General features: G+C 41.4%; 12 protein-coding genes and 1 pseudogene. 1 reads left to right on the forward strand and 12 read right to left on the reverse strand.

The annotated features are described in order from the left end of the window. Nucleotides 1-227 precede the first annotated feature (227 nt). The 5 genes and pseudogenes from ACF3OH_RS10040 to ACF3OH_RS10060 all read right to left on the reverse strand — a co-directional run. Nucleotides 228-5726, reverse strand: a complete 5499-nt coding sequence (locus tag ACF3OH_RS10040; RefSeq protein ID WP_392456759.1) for a pullulanase — start codon at nucleotides 5724-5726, stop codon at nucleotides 228-230. Nucleotides 5727-5973: 247 nt separating this feature from the next. Next, the gene (locus tag ACF3OH_RS10045) at nucleotides 5974-7587 is read right to left on the reverse strand and encodes a M20/M25/M40 family metallo-hydrolase (RefSeq protein ID WP_392454429.1); all 1614 of its coding nucleotides are present in this window, start codon (nucleotides 7585-7587) and stop codon (nucleotides 5974-5976) included. Between the two features lie 540 nt (nucleotides 7588-8127). Further along, on the reverse strand, nucleotides 8128-9075 hold the full coding sequence (locus ACF3OH_RS10050) for a hypothetical protein (protein ID WP_392454431.1): 948 nt from the start codon (nucleotides 9073-9075) through the stop codon (nucleotides 8128-8130). A gap of 97 nt (nucleotides 9076-9172) precedes the next feature. After that, nucleotides 9173-10303 (reverse strand): SEC-C metal-binding domain-containing protein, encoded by a 1131-nt coding sequence (locus ACF3OH_RS10055; RefSeq protein WP_392454433.1) that lies wholly within the window; start codon nucleotides 10301-10303, stop codon nucleotides 9173-9175. 126 nt (nucleotides 10304-10429) lie between these two features. Further along, nucleotides 10430-11566: pseudogene (locus ACF3OH_RS10060) on the reverse strand (DegT/DnrJ/EryC1/StrS family aminotransferase); the annotation flags it as partial. A gap of 310 nt (nucleotides 11567-11876) precedes the next feature. Between ACF3OH_RS10060 and ACF3OH_RS10065 the strand changes: the two are divergent. Further along, entirely contained in the window at nucleotides 11877-12218 is a 342-nt protein-coding gene (locus ACF3OH_RS10065) for a hypothetical protein (protein ID WP_392454435.1), read from the forward strand. Nucleotides 12219-12353: 135 nt separating this feature from the next. Here the strand turns inward: ACF3OH_RS10065 and ACF3OH_RS10070 are convergent, their stop codons facing one another. The 7 genes from ACF3OH_RS10070 to flhA are packed head-to-tail and all read right to left on the reverse strand — an operon-like array spanning nucleotide 12354 to nucleotide 18277. Further along, on the reverse strand, nucleotides 12354-12713 hold the full coding sequence (locus ACF3OH_RS10070; RefSeq protein WP_392454437.1) for a PilZ domain-containing protein: 360 nt from the start codon (nucleotides 12711-12713) through the stop codon (nucleotides 12354-12356). 2 nt (nucleotides 12714-12715) lie between these two features. Beyond that, nucleotides 12716-13144 carry a YaaR family protein gene (locus tag ACF3OH_RS10075; protein ID WP_204589595.1) on the reverse strand — a complete coding sequence of 143 codons (429 nt, stop codon included), beginning with the start codon at nucleotides 13142-13144 and terminating at the stop codon, nucleotides 12716-12718. Then, the gene (locus ACF3OH_RS10080) at nucleotides 13141-13509 is read right to left on the reverse strand and encodes a hypothetical protein (protein WP_392454439.1); all 369 of its coding nucleotides are present in this window, start codon (nucleotides 13507-13509) and stop codon (nucleotides 13141-13143) included. The genes ACF3OH_RS10075 and ACF3OH_RS10080 overlap by 4 nt, the downstream gene beginning before the upstream one ends. Before the next feature lie 15 nt (nucleotides 13510-13524). Then, complete coding sequence (locus tag ACF3OH_RS10085) at nucleotides 13525-14271, reverse strand: FliA/WhiG family RNA polymerase sigma factor (RefSeq protein WP_392454441.1); 747 nt, start codon at nucleotides 14269-14271, stop codon at nucleotides 13525-13527. A 12-nt stretch (nucleotides 14272-14283) separates the two neighbouring features. Beyond that, nucleotides 14284-15135, reverse strand: a complete 852-nt coding sequence (locus ACF3OH_RS10090) for a MinD/ParA family protein (RefSeq protein WP_392454443.1) — start codon at nucleotides 15133-15135, stop codon at nucleotides 14284-14286. Next, a complete protein-coding gene (flhF, locus tag ACF3OH_RS10095) occupies nucleotides 15110-16228 on the reverse strand; it encodes a flagellar biosynthesis protein FlhF (protein ID WP_204589599.1) in 1119 nt (372 codons plus the stop codon). Before flhF ends, ACF3OH_RS10090 begins: the two co-directional genes overlap by 26 nt. Beyond that, nucleotides 16229-18277: a flagellar biosynthesis protein FlhA gene (gene flhA, locus ACF3OH_RS10100; protein ID WP_204589600.1), complete on the reverse strand. Its 2049-nt coding sequence runs from the start codon at nucleotides 18275-18277 to the stop codon at nucleotides 16229-16231. Nucleotide 18278 lies beyond the last annotated feature (1 nt).

The raw sequence follows: 18278 nt of genomic DNA on the forward strand, positions 1-18278 counted from the left end.
AAGTTTACACTTCATTTTGTTGTTAGTACTGTAGCATAGATTGACTAACATTTGCAATGAGTTATCTGAATATTGAGTAGATATAGTTAGATGTGGAGCCGACTGTTCAGAAATTGGATAGGTGACAGGCACCAAATGGAAGTCACTTCCAAATGGTGCCTGTCACCACAAAAACTTCCCCAAATAGGCACCATCAAAAAAAGACCAGCGGCTGCTGGTCTTTTGAGTTACTTCTTGTCTTTTCCTTTTGCCTTGCCTTTCCCTTTCTTCTCTTTTACTTTCACCACAACAGCTGTTAATGGATCAAGCTTCAGTTGAGAAGACGTTAGCGAGAATCCAGAAGGCTTCTTCACTTTTTTGACGCCTGCCTCGTCATTGTCTACAAGGACTTCTCCTTTTGTTAAATTTAAATCGCCTAGTGAAAGTGTGCGACTCTTCGTATCCGCGTTGACAAACACATAATACGTACCGGTACCGTCTGTGGATTTGCTTTCGTACGCGATGACTAAGTCTGTCGCTTGCACTTCAGGAATCTCAAGCAGACGAACATTTTCATTCACCAACTCAAGCTCGCCGAGTCGGAAAGCATCCGTTGAACGACGAAGTTTGATCAGTCCTTCTGTATACGCACGGGTCGTTGTGTTAATCGAAAATTGCTTTTTGTCCGTCGCTTTTTGCCAATCAAACATGTTGATGGCATCCGAAGAATCATAAGAATCATGAATGAAGTAGCCAAATGGTTTACCTGTCTCATCTTCTAATTCATGGTACTTCTGCTCCGGAACACCTTCGCCGAACCACTGCTTCGTACGGCCATACTCTTGACCCGCATGAAGGAATGCTGTCCCTTGAGAAGTTAAAATCAATGTATTTCCTAAACGCATGCGCTTATGGATTTCAAGGTTGTTTTCAGGAATTGCTGGGTCTTTCTTGATGGATTGTGCAATCACATCATATAGTGTCAAGTTGTCATGCGCTTCAATATACTGCACCATATCACCTGGGTCATCGTGTGCCGTGTTCGATGGTTGTCCTTTGATGTTGTTGATGATTGTATCAATAGAACGCGCACCGCCTGTTAAGAAGCGTGGCTCTCCTTCAGAACCAAAGCCAGATTTTAATTCATTGCGAATCTCATCTGAGAATACGCCGACGTCATCTGTCTTATTCATCCAGTCTTGATCGGCACCCATCCCAGCAAGATCTGGCTCCGCGATATGCCCTGCAAACGTTCTCCAGCCTTCCCCAATGAATAAGGCGTCTGGGTTAATTTTTGCAGCTTCGTCATAGGCTTTTTGAATGGCCGGGTACGTCGCGTCACCCATCATATCAAAACGCATGCCGTCAATCTTGTACTCATCGAACCAATACTTCACGGAATCAACCATCAACTTCTCAGCCATTGTGTGATTCGTCGCCAAGTTGTTTCCGAACCCACCAAGGAAGTTACCGTTTGCATCTTGGTAGAAATAATAGTCCGGAACGATGTCATTTAAGTGAGAAGATTTTGCCATGTGCGTGTACACGACATCTAAAACGACACCCATTTCGCGGTCATGAATTGCGTCAATCAGTTGCTTCAACTCTCTAATGCTTAGTTCAGGGTCCATCGGGTCTTCTGAATACGCTCCGTCTGGTGCAAAATAGCCGTGCGGGTCATATCCCCAGTTGTATTCATTGCCACCTGCTGAATACTCCAGTTCACGCTCATCCATCTTCGTTTCATCTCCATAATACCAAGCCATAACTGGAAGCAATTGAACGTGTGTGACGCCAAGTGACTGGATATAATCGAGTTTGTCGATAAGAGCCGTGTATGATCCCCAGCGCGTTTTCAGGTCTTTTGAAATTGATGGATCCGATGTGAAGTCACGTACATGCACTTCGTAGATAATCGCATCTTCCCGCTTTTCGTATCCATCAATTTTCGCATGTTTGAAGCCTTTTGGGTCTGTTCCTTTTAGGTCAACAATCGCTGCTTTGCCGACTAAGTCTCCGTCTGGTCCTGCCTCACCTTCTGTATTGACCGTAAATGCAGCAAGTGATTTTGCATATGGATCTAGTACTTGTTTTGTGATTCCGTCGTGCGTGACATCATATTGATAGTAATAGCCTTTCAAGTCTTTCACACCTATATCTTTTGGTTGAACGTTTGCAGTCCAAACACCGGACTCTCCAAGTGTGAGTGCAACTGATCCGATATGTTTTGCGGAATCTTTTTTATCATAGAAATGTGCAACGACGTCTTGTGCTTTTGGTGCCCACAGTTTCAGTGTAACGGCCCCTTTTGAATACGTTGCTCCGAGATCATCACCATCATAGGCATACAATGTGTCAATCAAACGCCAGCCAGCGTCTGCTTGCACTGTACGACCCGCGAATTCAATAGATAATGGAAGCTCTTCTAAAGAGAAGTCCGCTATCACGTCTACTGTTTTTCCATCGACAATCTTCACGTCAGAAATAGCCACTGCATTTCCGGATGCATCCGTAATCGTTAGTCCTTCGCGCAGTGTATCTACTTCTAGACCGTCTGTCATCGAGAACCCTAAACGAATCGCATCTTCTGACACCACTTCACCAGTCAATAAGCCAGTTGCTACATCCCCATAAGGACTGATGTAGACAGTGTCATCTCCTTGTTTGATCCACAAACGGTTGTATTTATCCAGTAAGTTAAAGGATTTGTTGCCACCATCTTTTTCCTGCGTCGTTTCATCCACAATCAAGAAACCAATTTGTTTCGCAGCTTCTGTAAGTGTGAGGTCCACATAGGCACCGTATTGGTCGCGGCCAGAAAAATCAGCTGCATCCGTTGGCCAGTTCGCAGATGGATTTTCAACATCTCCCCAGTTCCACACACCCAAGTTTTCGTAGTCTCCTGCGTCACGTGTGTAGTGAATTCGCACGGTGTTTTCAGGAAGGTCGACTGGCTCGTATGTGTAAACTGTGTTATCGCCTTGTTTGATCCAGATTTCATTTTGCTCAGGAGAAGAAAGTGTAAATCCTTTATCCCCACCGTCTTTCCCAGCCTCCCCTTTTGTGATATCCATCACGAGGAAACCAATGTTTTTTGCACCTTCCCGAAGTTCCACATCGATGTAAGCACCGTAGCTGTCTTTTGATGTAAACAGTGTCGCACCGACTGGCCAGTTGGCAGAAGGACGTGCTACGTCGTTCCATAACCAGGCACCGAAGTTTTCATAGTTGCCGTCTGTTCGGTTGTAATGAATGCGGATATGGTTGTCTGGAATTGGCTCAACGGCTGGCGTCGTACCTTTTGTTGCAGATAGAATCGTGCCTTCTTCAAGTGTTAAAAGTACTGTACCTCCGTCTGTATTCGCAGGTAATGTCAGAACGACTGTGCCTGCTGCATCTGCTTCATACGTTTGACCAGAATAATGATCCACGAGTTGCGCGTTCGGTGTATCCGTCTTCACTGTAATATCCGTTTCTTCACTTGCTACATTTAGACCGACATAGACTTTATCGTTAGTGAACGTATGGCTAGTCATTAAAAACTTCTCAGCGTTCGAACCGCCAAGTGTTTCGCGTTCACCTTTTGCGAATGTTTTCGAGTGATCTGCGCGGAAATTCAGTAATTTCGTGTAGTGATTTAACACATCATTGTTTTCTACTTGATCCCAAGCCAAGTCATAGCGGTTGTCATACTGTGGGTAGTTGTTTGCTCCAGTTTGCCCTAGTTCTTCCCCGTAATAGATGACCGGTTGACCTTTTGCTGTTGCCTGTAGGGATGCAGCCACTTTATATTTGCCAATGTCACCACCAAGACTATGAAGGAACCCATCTTCATCGTGACTTCCTAAAAATTGACCAAGCGTTGCTGTGTTGGAAAGCTTCCCATGGCGCGCTTGCAACGTCTCATTGGCAGATTGAATATTTCCGTCAACAAAGCTACGGGCAATCGACTTAAATTCAAAGTCAAGAAGAGAATCCATCATACCTGTATTCAAGTACCCAAGCGTATTTGTGCTACTCGCTCCCCAAGCTTCTCCAATCAATTTAAAGTCTTGTTTCTTTTCAGTAAGTGCAGCTTTAAATGCCGTCCACGTTGCATCTTCCACGTGTTTCACTGTGTCCACACGGAAGTAATCAATCGTGTTCCCGTTTGGTGTCGTCGCAAGATCGATCCACTGCGTTTGCCAGTCGATGATTTGTTTACGCACTGCGGGGTCTTCTGTCTTGAAGTCTGGCAGTCCTGCTAATTCTCCTACAACTTCATCTGACCCGACTGCTGTGCCTTGTCGCAGTAAATCGCGGAACGGAGCGCGGTCTTCTTCAGATGGGTAGCCCACAGGTGGATTTTGCAAGTTCGCATCTACGTCTTTTAATCCATAACCTGAATGGTTCAATACGACATCCACCATTAATTTCATGTCCCGTGCGTGCAATTCATCAATCAATTCATGAAGTTCGTCCATCGTCCCAAAGTGTGGATTCAGTTTCGAGAAATCATTTGCCCAGTATCCGTGGTAGCCGTAATACGGTTCCCCATCTTCGCCTAAACGAACATCGTATTTTACATTGTCAACGATTGGACTAATCCAAACCGTGTTGACACCAAGTTCATCTAAATAGTCCAGTTTTTCTGTGATGCCTTTTAAGTCGCCACCTTGGTATGTCCCACGTTTTGACGTATCATAGTTCATGCCGTGTGGGTCATTGTTGGAACTGTCCCCGTCGAAGAAGCGGTCTGTCAGCATGAAATAAATTACTGACTCGTCCCACTCAACTACCTCCCCTTCGGATTTCACCACTTCTATTTGTGTAGTGCTTTCATACACATTTCCGTACGAATCTTTCACAGAAATCGGCAGCTCTTTCGTACCTGCTTCAACACTGTCTTTTACTGACAAAGTGATTTTAGAAACAGCAGGATCTACTTCGAGCGCCCCTGACCCGCCAAGTGCAGAATCATCGACTACGATAGATGCGATAGAAAGTCCATCTGTGAGTCCATCAATGGATAGTGTTAAAACTGCTTGATTTGTTGCAGAAATCGTCTGAGGAGAACTGTCGCCATTCACCACAAGATCTGCTTGGCGGAAATCTATAGAAGACACTCCGTCCACAGTGTTATATGGATCTGACACTTCTTTCGTTTCGCCATTTCGTGTCACGGCATAAGTATACGGTGTAACACCATTTGGAATATCTGTGACATCCACGACGAAGCGCTCATTGTCTGCTTCATATGTCATGTCATATGTTTCTCCTGCGAATTGGAGCTTTACCTCGTCAATCGTATGCATTTCGTCTGTTTTAAAAAGGTCTTTGTCACGGTAATAAAATATCGCATCTCCTTGATTGATGACGGGTGCCGAGCCGTCTGGCACTATACGAATTTGTTCAACACCACTTGTGACATATGCCTTTGTTAGTGTGTCATTTTTATTGACTGTAATAAAACGATCCCCAAATTCTTTTTGTGCTGTATTCCAGTCGTAAGTGCTACGGAGTACAAAACCAAATTGCTTTGTATCTTTGCCAACAGCAATGTTTGCAACTGCCTGTGTCCCTTCTTTTGTCTCAAACTCGAGCTGGTCATCTTGAACGCCCGTATTCCACGCCCAGATATTCCAGTCTCCAAATTGTCCATCTTCTCGACTATACGTCATCCGTACAGTTCGGTCTTCAGATTCTTCAGTGCTTGGTGAAGTAGTTTGTGCTGTAGCAGCAGGTACAATTGGTGTTCCAATTCCCATAACTAACGCGAACGAAGTGACCCAAGCCAATAGTTTTTTCCCTTTCAAATGCATTCATCCCCTCTGTTTGTAATCGCTTTCAACTTTTCGTGCATTTGAAATTTGCGCAAGCGTTTGCACAAATATCTATATATAATGCTACAGCACAGTAAGTTTTCAGACAATTGTTTTTTGAAAATTCCGTAAGAGGACCTAGAAAAAATAAAAACCAAGAGAGCATTACTAGCTCTCTTGGCCTTCTCTATCTTCAGATAACTTCTGCACTTTCCATTACAGTGCGAATCACTTGCTCCACAAACACTGGCGTTTCCACAAAAGCACTTTGAATATGAAGTCGCTCCGTACGTTTATGGGCGTCTTTTCCAAATGGTCCCACATTCAATACTGGTGCCTGCAACTGCTCCATTTCTTTAAATGGAATAGAGTAGGTGACATCCCATACCGGCGTGTTCGCTTCATAGATCTCCCAGCCCGTTGAATCCCCTTCGTAATTGACATAACTCAAGTCAGATATTCCGTTGAAATAATGTACTTGATGAACAGTTAAATCAAATTGATTTTTTGCTAAAGTTTGAATCCTGGATATACACGCTTTAACCAACTCATCCTCTGAAGAATTCACTGCTGGGTAGTAAGGTGGTGTGAACAGCAGCACGATCGCTGGAGCAAGCTCTGGAAAACGCGTGAGTAATTCTTTCGTGAGTTGGAGTGCAATCTCTCGGTCATCATGACCATTTAAGGACATACACTTTTTCTTGATTGCATTGACTACATCTTCTCCCAAACGCTCTACTGCATAGTTTTCAAGTGCTTCGTAGCGCAGAACTTGAACTTTCCCTAGAGGGCTTCCACCTTGTCTTTCGCATACTTTTGTATACCATTCATCAATTTCATTCGCAGCAAGTTTTGCCACTTCTTCAAACTCATTGAACACATCTGCTGCGCTTTGCTTCATCGTAAATACGTTATAAAGCGCGGACGATAAGAACGGAGTCTGGGTGGAATAACTTTCCCGTAAGTCTTTTTGATGAAGCGTTACAGGAAGCGGTGTCACTTCTCCGTAGACAACTTCTTCAAACAGCGGATTCATTTCCATTCTGCGCGTCATCATGGAAGCCAACAAACTTGATGTCATTCCGCTCAGCGGTTCTCCCACGTGCGTTTCTTTTCCGTAAAATAAAGCAGAGGGCATGATTTTCCCTATGGAACCTGAATAAACTTTGTACTCCGTGTCGGTCGGATTCATAGAAAATACGGGTTCCCCATTTAAAAACAAAGCGTAGTCGAGCTTCTTCTCTTCTTTCCACTCAGCCAATAGCTTTACGGCTGCTCTCATACCTGCAGAGTTCACTTCTTCGTCAGGAACGGTGAGCAATACTAAATTGATCGGCCACTCCTCTAGTAATGCTTTTTCAACGGTCGCCATATGAATCGCAAGGCCTGCTTTCATGTCCATCGTCCCGCGGCCCCACAAATAGTCGCCTGATTCTAGGTCTTCTCTAGCTACTTCTGACAAAGATTCTTTATGCGCATGAAATGCTTCTGCAAGTTCGCTTGGAGAGGACGCATATGGTGCAAGTTCACCATATTCTTCAATGCCCACTGTATCGAAGTGACTAATTAATACAATCGTTTTTTTCGCTTTCGGATGTGTTGTAAGAGCAGCAACAAATTGACGTCCTTCCCCAGCATCTCCTAAAACAAGATTCTCGGAATTTGTATGGAAGTAAGATAGTTTTTTTAGTTGTGTCGCAAGCTTTTTAGAAAATTCTTGTTCCCCAGCAGTCGTGCTGCGGCTATCCCAACCGACAAGTTCTTCGAGGAGGTCTTGTAGGTGGTGTGGTGTCTGCCATAATGCCATGAGTTGTTCTTCCTTTCACGTTCAAGTTCTTTTTCAAGCTTACCTTCTAGAGGTGGAGAACGCTAGTCTTAAAACTGAGCGGTCGTTCTTCTACCGAAATGCTGATTTATTCTGCACTAATCCAATTTTCTTCTACCGAAATGCTGATTTATTCTGCACTAATCCAATTTTCTTCTACCGAAGTCGTATTATGGAAACTAAACACCCGGAACAATGAGGAGATGGTGACAGGCACCAAATGGGAACTACTGGAAACCGAGGGGTTGATATATGGGCATTGTTTGGAAAAAGAGTATGGAAAAGGTGACAGGCACCTCATAGGAAATCCCGGAGGTCAGGGCGTCATTTCCCGGGCCATCTGGGTTTTCACGAGACCCGGCAACGAAGATGAGAGTGCTCTTCTTTCATCTTACGTGGGGAGGCTCAGGGAAACCCACCCAGGAAATGGCGTTCTGGGGGGAGGGACTTTCTGGGAGATATTGGTAAAAAGTGACAGGCACCTAAAAAGGCACCTAAAAAAAAGACTGAGAAATCTCAGTCTTAGTAAACCTCTACAGCCTCTTCATAGGCAGATTTTGCTTTCTCGAGACCTTGTTCAATTTTCCCTCGTTGGAGTTGCAGATTGCCAAGAACCCGCGCAAGCTTTGATTTTGTATTTTCAACTTTGCTCAATGAATCATTGATACGGTTGTGTATCGACCATTCCGAGAAAATATCGTCGAAAAAATAATCTGCAAACGTCACAAATGAACCACGCTCTACAATCAACTCATCGATTGCACCGTTCTGTACGTCTGATAATTCTGCTTCAAATCGCTCTAAATTTAATTGCGCTTCGTGCAGAGCACTCTCTGATTTATCAAGATCACCATGCTTCATCATAGTTACAATAAGACCTCCACCAAGGAAGGTATCCCATGTTGACATACCGTGGGCTTCTTTGAGTTTTTTTAGAGCTTTTTCGAGAGAACGATCGGCTGCGCGACCAGCGTACAAAGCTTCATCAATCTCTTTTAAAAGAGATTGGAACTCGGAAACACGTTGCAGTTTTTCGTCAAATTGTTTAGAAGCTTCTCGATCTGCTTGCTTGACCCAAGCTTCCTTCTGTTGCAAGAAGTCCTGCCAATTTGTTTCTGCATCACGCAGCTCCCTCAATTTAGATTGCAATTCTTCACTATCTTTCCGCAAATCATGGACCATCGCTTCATGTTCGTTCAATTTCAATTCTGCTAATGCAGCCTCTTCAAATTCTTTTTCTCGCAATTCCTCATGAGTACCTCGCCACTTGCGCACGACATTCACGAGAGAAAATCGATCCTTTCGGTGCAAGTCTAGCTGTTCTTTTGACAATGTCTGTTCCAGGTCAGCTTGACGCTTTTCATGCTCTGCGAGTTTTTTCTCCAAAACATGTAGTGTTCGTTCCAAACGTGACTTTTCATCTAGTTGTGCACGTAACTCTAATTGACGTGCCGCCAGTTTTTGTTCCATTGGTTCATCTCCCTGCTTCACTTTCTATTTTATACGGAAGAAGTTATAAAAAGTTCCAATAGAAAAAACCGAGAGACTCTATATCTCTCGGCTGATTTTACTTTCCACAACACTTTTTATATTTCTTCCCGCTTCCACATGGACACGGTTCATTTCGACCCACCACTTTCACTGATGGCGTTGAAACTTCTACTGGTGTAGTTGATATATCATTTGGGGCATGCCCTTTCAAAAGCCAACGAGGAATACTATTCACAAGTTTTGTTACATAACTCGTAAATTCTGCAGCCTGCGCTTTGGAAGAGAACTCAAAGTTTTGCACGATTCCTTGCATCACTTCATGGAAACTTAGTTCATTACGAATATCTGGAATCATTTGAGCAATTAACTCTTCACTCGTCTCACGATCCACTCGGAATGTCTTATTCAAATACTTCTCAAATTTTTCAAACTCACGGTTTTTTGGAAGCTCTCCCAATCTGCCAAGCTCGATCATTTCTTCGCGCTTAACAGGAACTGGTTCGATTTCAGTACGACGCTCAATCGCTTGTAGCATATCTTCTGGATGATCGAGTAAGAGGTCCGCTACCCACTCTTTTGTCATTTCGAAATAATATTCATAATCATTGTATTCTTGTAAAAGAAGCACGATCTCATCAAACTCTAAACGCTTAGTGGTCAATCGCAAGCTTTCGAGTTTTGTAAATAGATCTGTCCAACGCAACACACCAAAGGTTTCAATTAAACCACGCGTCGCAAAAATTACATCTTCGTTCTCAATCACAACCTGTTTGAACAGCTGGTCACGCTCAGTATCAAGTAGAAGCGGCTTAAACTCTTCTGGCATCACTACCACAAACTTTTTATTGATGGATCCAGGAATCAATAGTCCTGTCTTTTTAAACCAATTCAAACTAAACGCATCTGTTGGTATGAACTCTTGTGGTCCTTGTAGTGCTGCTTGTTTTAAAAAGTCAAAACGCTCTTTATCTAAATAGGCCATTGCCTTCTCGAAAATCAAAGTATGATTTTCAACCAATACTTCAATTAACTGAGGCTTTGCTAGTTTACTAACACCTTTTAATTTTATAAAGCGACGAATGGTGTCTAATTCTACTTTCGTTAAGCGAGCCAGTGCATCTGCAAATGATACCTTAGATGAAATTGGTGCCCACTGTTTTTCTTTTAAATATGCTTTGTGTTTCTCATGAAAATTATGCTTTGTCATTTCAATCATCCTATTCTTTACTGATTCCGCTGTTTCTCCACCCTTTAGTATACTTGATTTTGAGAGGTCTGACATTTCGATTATATGACAATAAAAAAGGAGCCCATTAGACTCCTTGTAATAAACTTATTTATAAAACTCTTTGATAGCCTCACAAACTTTAGCGATTTCTTCTTCTGTGAGATATGGATGCATAGGCAATGATAAAACAGTATCACTCAATTTATTTGTAACTTCAAAGTCTGATTCATCAAACTTCAGATGAGAGAATGCAGTTTGCTTATGCATTGGTTTGATATAATACACCATAGTCGGGATACCTAAATCTTTTAAATGACTTTGTAGATTATTTCTTTCTTCAAGAGAATCTGTTTTGATAGTATATTGAGCAAAGCTAGAATAATAGCCTTCTGGAATAACTGGAGTAGGTACCACGTCTTTTAAATGATTTGTGTAAGACGTGTAGACACGGTTCACTTCGTCCAACTCATAATTTTTAAATGCTTTCAATTTCACTTGTAAAATAGCTGCTTGAATCGTGTCTAAACGCGAATTTACTCCGATACGAACGTTATCATATTTATCGGTTCCTTTTCCATGAACTTTTAAAGATTCAAGTAAGGCAGCTAGTTCATCGTTATTCGTAAAAATAGCTCCCCCATCACCGTAACACCCTAGTGGTTTAGCTGGGAAGAAAGATGTTGTTGCTGCATCACCAAAACTTCCCGCACGCTTCCCATTAATTGCACCTCCAAAGCCTTGCGCACTATCTTCAAGAATTAGGAGGTTGAATTCAGATGCAATCTCTTGGATCTGCGGGTAGTCTGCTGGTAAACCAAATAAATCCACAGGCATGATAACCTTAGGTGTTAATAACCCTTCTGCCACTACTTTTTCTATTGCCACTTTTAATTTTGTTGGATCCATATTAAACGTAGATGGGTCAACATCCACGAAAATTGGTGTTGCGCCATTAAAGGACACTACTTCTCCACTAGCGAAGAAAGTAAAATCTGGTACGAATACAGCATCGCCTTCTTTTACATCCCAAGCCATCAAAACTAGCGATAATGCTTCAGTACCATTAGCGCATGAAATACAATGCTTAACGCCAACAAATTCAGACAATTGCTCTTCTAGCTTTTTGACTTGAGGTCCTCCGATATAATAGGCAGACTCCATCGCTTCTAATACAGCTATATCAATTTCTTCTTTTAATGTTGCATATTGAGTCTTTAAATCTCTAAATTCCATTTTGTATTCTCCCTTACATAACTAATAGTATTTGCAAATTTCGATTTTCTTAGAGGAAAGTTGCTACTTACAACCTTAGTTTACAACTTCCTGATTTCGTGAATCAAGTTACTTGTTAACTAAACTTGACCAAACTGCGCATAATTTAAACAAATTTGATCTTACATATACACTTTAACACTTTTCTCTACTAGAGTGACAAAGTTAGACAAAAGCCCTATATTATTTTTATAGTTGGTTGTCCGAATTTGCCCTCGTCAAACACACTTGTTACCCACGTATCGGAAATTGATTTTCCTAAAGGGGAAAGGAGCGGCTTATGAATTCACATGAGTTGAAGGAATGGATGGACACGCACAACATTGTTAACCGCACGATTACTCAATTTTGGAATTATTTGTACTCGTATCAAAATGATGATCCTATCAATTTTGCATTGAAGTATCCTTGTATTGAAATTGCAGAACTAGAGCCGTTGCTCAGCACAGTCTCCTACACGTTGAACTTTCAATATGGAGATACACTTGAAATGGTCACTTGCAGGTTGAGCATCGATCAAAATGAAATAAAAATTGGTGTCTACGAATCGTTATACAATAGTTCTGGTGAAGATTTAGATGATTTTTTGACTCTCTCACCATCTAAAAAAGTGTCTGCTTAAAAAAATCGTCGCATGTTCTGAAGGTATAAGTTTCAGTGCATGCGACTCCTTAAACATTACATTTGTACTATATAAATAAACAAAATTAGTTATTTTCCAATAAAAAAAGAAGCACCACCAGGTACTTCAATGATTTTAGTCTTCTAACAAGTAAGGTTTTGCTTTTCGAATTTTATATGTATTTAACTCTCTAAAGAGCCTTTGAAATTGTTGCTTGTCCTCGCTAAAGAGGATTCCATATTGAAAATAATCAGGATATACAACCTTACGGATAACTGATCCGGGAACCGAAAAGGGGTTTGAATTAATTTTAAAGTCAAGATAAACCTTGGATTTCGATGAAATGTCAAAATCTGTCTCAACCAATGCACCTTGCGAACTGATATCAAGTATCTTCACTGTGACTCCCCCTTCGCCAAGAAGAGTCATTGTACCCCATACAGTTTCCTTAAATACAACTCTAAACAGCTCACGTCTTTCTTCTTTTCTTTGCACAATTATCCTCTCCTATCAACAAGAATACCTTTCAATTCACCAATCATGTTTAACACATCTAATTGATGGGTCTCGTCTGACAGGATTTTTTGATAGAGTTCAGCTAATTTTAGATCTACAATGCGCACTGTTTGCTGCATCACTCCTGTTCGTGTACTAGTCTTTTCTGACACTTGATATGTTTGTCGAGATAATTCATCAAGTAGTTCACGGACAGCTTTCTTATAGCGATAAAATGTCTCCATCGTTTTCCGCTCAGTTAGTTGGCTACCACAATTGTCCATCTCTGCAAACAAACTGTCAAGGATGTTTTCATTTGTTTTCGTTTGTTTTGTTGTCAGAATACGGCTAAAAGTGCTAATAGAAGGGGACGGTTGATTTTTTTTTTCAATTAATGTTGTAGGATTAGAAGGGAGCGAAGTAATCTTCATTCATTTCTTTCCTCTCTTGATAAAAATGTAAGTAATTGAACTTCATGCACTGGTTTCGCTAACTTTTCTGCAATGGCGTTCTCAGAGATTCCCTGTTGATCTAACGCGGAAATTTGCTTTAGCTGATTATCTACCGACTTCTCCTTAGGAATGATTGTCCCACTACTATTTTGACCATTAGTTCTAGAGATGCGCTCATCCACAATATCAAGGAGCTCTTGATTTTTGATGTCCAGTTCCTCTATATACTTTACTATTTGTACTTCGAGAGATTGCTTGTCTTTTTTTATAACACGGACTTGTTGCATGACATAGAGTTGGAAAACAATTAAACAAATAAGCAGAACATAAATAAGTAGGTTCAATTTATCAGTACTCCTCTATAAACTGTCTAAAAGTGCACGGCGTATTTTTGACATTGCTTTAGAATGTAGTTGGGAGATGCGTGAGACGCTAACCTCTAGAATCTCTGCTATTTCAGTGAATTTTAACTCATCTTGATAAGCGAGTGAAACTACAAGCTTTTCTCTCTCAGGTAACAGATGTATTGCTTCTTCAATTTGAGAGAGTAACACTGCTCGTTCTACTTGAAATTCTGGATTTATAGGTGATTGTAAAAAACCCTCACTATCTATAGTCGCCTCGTGAAAGGATTCTTGATGAATGCTGCTCACTACTGCTAATGATGAATGGCGTACAATTCGCTTGACTTCTGCTACATGCATATCTAAATGCTCTGCAACTTCTTCATCAGTAGCTTCCCTTTGAAGTTGTTGTTGTAATAAAAGGACTGCTTGATCAATCTTTTTTACTTGTTCACGAATTCCCCTGGGCAACCAATCTAGTTTCCTTAATCCGTCTAATATAGACCCTTTAATTCGCCAAATTGCATACGTTTCAAATTTTGTAGCATGTGTCGTCTCAAATTTACTAAAAGCATCTAGAAGGCCTTCGAATGCAAGACTCTTTATTTCATCCTTATCTGCTGTTTTTGGTAGCTGTAAAATCATGCGGTGTGTTACATAGTCTACTAAAGGTAAATAGCGTTCTACAAGTTCATTTCCTACGTCTGGATCTTGAGTCGTTTGCCAATCAATCAGTAGTTGAGTTTCCTGTTGTATCGCCATCATCACACCTCCTTAACGAAAAGTCATCCATCGACTAATAAAGCCCACTACCCCATTTTTGTCTCTCGGTTCAAACCCTCTCAATTTAAAAGCTAATCGCTCTATTGACCGTGCTGCACTACCTTTTGGGGCGTATAAAAAATAAGGTATTTGTTTTTTTACAGCTACTGAAATATCGGCATCCTTCATGATAAACCCTGCAATTTCTACCTCACAATTTAGAAATTCCGCACAAACTTGTTCAAATTGCTTAGCTGACTGAGTTCCTTCAACTAATGAACTGCATTGATTGACTATCAATTGAAATGAGAAATCAGGGGATGTTGCGGACATTAATTTTACTAATGAGTAAGCATCAGTCATAGCTGGTGGTTCAGGTGTTGTGACAACAAATGTCTGGTCTACCGCTAGTAAAATTGTCCGTTGCATATCAGTAAGACCTGCACCCGTGTCAAATAAGATGACGTCATACGATACATCCATGCGTGCTACTTCTGTTAAAAATCTGTTCACTTCTTCCTTGTGCCACTCTGTAATCGTAGATAACCCGCTTCCGCCTGCAAGTATATGAATACCATAAGGGCCTTCTAAAAAGGCTTCTTTTAATGACACGACTCCTTCTTTTACATCATTCATTGAATACTTTGCATTTGCTCCAAGTAATGTTTCAAGATTGCCAAATCCTATATCTAAATCGAATATAGCCACCCTGCTTCCAGCTTTAGCCAACGCGACTCCTAAGTTGAGTGTTAGTGTAGATTTACCTACTCCTCCCTTACCACTTGCAACAGCGATTAAAGTAGGTTTAGGAGAATACGAATCCGGTTCTTTCATAAGTTTACGAAGTTGAGAGGCTTGATCCATCTACTAATGCCTCCCCTAAAAGAATGTGTCTCATTACTTCAGGACCAAAAAACACCATATCTTGAGGAACATGTTGGCCTGTAGTGACTGCAGAAATTGGACACGGCGCATCATAATAGAGGTTTAGAACATGACCTGGTTGTGATGTTTCGTCTAATTTTGTTAGGACTACACCACTAATTCCAATAGGTTTAAATTTAGCAAGGAGCATCTGACAATCTGCATAGCTCGCTGTGAGCGACAACACAAGTTGTATATCACACTGATTTTGCCCGCTCACTTGCTTGATTTCTTCGATATAAGCTTCTTGTTGATAATTTCGTCCTGCAGTATCAATCAAGATGCGGTCACAGTCTTTTAATTTTTCAAGTGCTATGTGAATCTCTTTCGGATTTGTCACGATTTCAAAGGGAGCTTTTAGAATGGTTGCATAGGTACGTAATTGTTCAATTGCACCAATTCTAAATGTATCGGTTGTTATCAGTCCTACTTTTCGCTTATTATGAACAATTTCCTGAGTAGCCCACTTAGCAATCGTTGTTGTTTTCCCAACACCAGTCGGACCTGCAAAACATAAAATTTTAGTAGTAGGTGGAGTTGTAAAGTCAAGAGCTTCTACTGCCTTTGATACACTAGCAATTAATGCACTAGCTGTAACTCGTTTCTCCCCATGTTGGAGTTGTACCTCGGATAAAAAGCTGTGCCTTGCTTCTGCATGTACCCCTCGTTGTTTTAAATCCGAATCTAATTCTCCTAATAACTTAGGTAATTTAGGAGCCTTTGCATTCTCGTAAAGCATTTGTTTAAGTTCACGCATCTCCATCAAAACTTTATCATAGCGCAAATCACGGACTGGTTGTTCTACAACAGTTTCGGTTACTTGATATTGCTCGTTCTCTGCTACCTGGGTTGCTTGCTGTACTGATGGTTCTAGCGCTGCTACTACCTCGTGTTGTGGCCTTTTAAACCAGCTTAACCACTGTGTTGATCGAACTTTTCGAGTTTGAACAATTACTGCTTCAGATCCCAATTCATTTCTAACTTGCTCTAGTGCTTCATCTAAGGTTGGCGCAGTATACGTCTTTAGTTTCACTTAAACATTCACTCCATTCCACTGAACAACCCCTATACTTTGAACTTCAAGTTGAGGTTCAAGTTCGTTGTATGATATGACAGGTATGTCTGCTGAAAATCGTTCTAAGAATTGACGCATATATGGGCGAATTCCAGGCGTTGTAAGAAGCACCGGTTGAATGCCTTGTCCTTGAACTACACGCACTTGATCTAAAAGTGCTTCATAAATTTGTTGCGTTGACTCAGCGTCTAAAGATAGAAAACTTCCGTGCTCTGATCGTTGAATTGAATTGGCGAACTTCTTTTCAACAGAAGCACCTACAGTCAAAACCTTTAAAGCTTCCCCTTGAGGAGAGAATTGTTGTGTGATCTGCCGTGACAACGATTGTCGCACATACTCCGTTAGAATTTCGGGATCTTTCGTCGAAGGAGCAAAATCAGAAAGAGTCTCAAGAATTGTCACTAAATTCCGAATCGAAATTTTTTCTTTTAAAAGCTTTGCTAATACTTTTTGCACCTCTCCAAGAGTTAGTTGTTGAGGGATTAATTCTTCTACCACTGCAGGTGAAGATTCACGCATATGATCAACAAGTGCTTTCACTTCTTCACGGCCAATTAACTCATGTGCATGGCGCTTGATCACTTCAGTCAAATGAGTCGAGACCACGGATGGTGGATCAATAATGACATACCCATAAAGTTCAGCTTCTTCTCTTGTTAATTCATCTATCCATAATGCCGGCATACCAAAAGCAGGTTCCACTGTTTCAATTCCTGTGATTAATACATCATCATCCGACTTCAAAGCCAAGTAATGATCTAGCATCAATTGACCTCGTGCTACTTCGTTACCTTTGATTTTTATAGCATAATCATTCGGTCCAAGCTGCACATTATCACGGATTCGTATGACAGGAACTACCACTCCTAGCTCCAGTGCACATTGTCTTCGAATCATAATGACACGATCAAGCAAGTCTCCTCCTTGCTTTTTGTCTGCAAGAGGAATAAGCCCGTACCCAAACTCGAACTCTATTGCATCGACATGAAGTAAATCCAGCACACTCTCGGGGCTTTTCATAGATTCAACTTCTTGTTGCTCTTGTGATTCGGGAACTAGTTGTGCCTCTTCTTTATCAAGGTTGCGTTGTAACACGAAGCCAAGTACTGCTAGACCAAAAGCCACAGGTAAGATGAGCCACTTGCTGATTGGTGTAAATACGCCAATCATAAATAGGGTTCCAGCAACCACGTACATCATTTTAGGATAAGCAAACAATTGCTTTGTAATGTCGGATCCTAAATTTCCATCTGAAGCAGCACGTGTCACAATAATACCCATTGCAGTAGAAATCAATAATGCTGGAATTTGCGAGACTAAACCATCTCCGATGGACAACAAGGTAAATGTAGTGGCAGAATCTGAAACACTCATACCGTGTACGAGCATCCCGATAATGAATCCACCAATAATATTGATCAATGTAATGACAATTCCGGCGATTGCATCCCCTTTGACGAACTTACTCGCCCCATCCATCGCCCCGTAAAAATCTGCTTCTCGACTAATTTTTTCGCGGCGCGTTCGTGCTTCATGCTCGCTGATCATCCCGGCGCCTAAGTCAGCATCGATACTCATCTGCTTACCAGGCATAGAATCTAAAGTAAATCGTGCAGCCACTTCAGCAACACGCTCTGACCCTTTTGTGATGACTAAAAACTGAATGATGACTAAAATCAAGAACACTAAAATACCAATAACAGCGCTTCCACCCACGACAAAATTCCCGAACGTTTCAATGACTTGACCACCAGTCCGTTCCGATAATATCGAACGTGTCGTCGAGACATTGAGTGCTAGACGAAAAAGTGTGGTGAGCAGGAGAAGTGTTGGAAAGATTGAGAACTGCAAAGGCTCTTTCGTATTCATCGCGACAAGCAAAATAGTAATGGCTAAACTCAAGTTAACCATGATTAACAAATCCAGAAGTAGTGGCGGGAGTGGAATGACCATCATGACAACAATCATGATAACGGATACTAAAATAGCAAAGTCACGTATTTTCATT

Origin of the sequence: Chryseomicrobium aureum, from assembly GCF_043182735.1 — a bacterium.
GTDB lineage: Bacteria > Bacillota > Bacilli > Bacillales_A > Planococcaceae > Chryseomicrobium > Chryseomicrobium aureum.

Bases quoted from the DNA above. Each gene is read 5' to 3' on its own strand.
- ACF3OH_RS10040 (WP_392456759.1), bottom strand. From the start codon at position 5,726: ATGGGAATTGGAACACCAATTGTACCTGCTGCTACAGCACAAACTACT.
- ACF3OH_RS10045 (WP_392454429.1), bottom strand. From the start codon at position 7,587: ATGGCATTATGGCAGACACCACACCACCTACAAGACCTCCTCGAAGAA.
- ACF3OH_RS10050 (WP_392454431.1), bottom strand. From the start codon at position 9,075: ATGGAACAAAAACTGGCGGCACGTCAATTAGAGTTACGTGCACAACTA.
- ACF3OH_RS10055 (WP_392454433.1), bottom strand. From the start codon at position 10,303: ATGACAAAGCATAATTTTCATGAGAAACACAAAGCATATTTAAAAGAA.
- ACF3OH_RS10065 (WP_392454435.1), top strand. From the start codon at position 11,877: ATGAATTCACATGAGTTGAAGGAATGGATGGACACGCACAACATTGTT.
- ACF3OH_RS10075 (WP_204589595.1), bottom strand. From the start codon at position 13,144: ATGAAGATTACTTCGCTCCCTTCTAATCCTACAACATTAATTGAAAAA.
- ACF3OH_RS10085 (WP_392454441.1), bottom strand. From the start codon at position 14,271: ATGGCGATACAACAGGAAACTCAACTACTGATTGATTGGCAAACGACT.
- ACF3OH_RS10090 (WP_392454443.1), bottom strand. From the start codon at position 15,135: ATGGATCAAGCCTCTCAACTTCGTAAACTTATGAAAGAACCGGATTCG.
- flhA (WP_204589600.1), bottom strand. From the start codon at position 18,277: ATGAAAATACGTGACTTTGCTATTTTAGTATCCGTTATCATGATTGTT.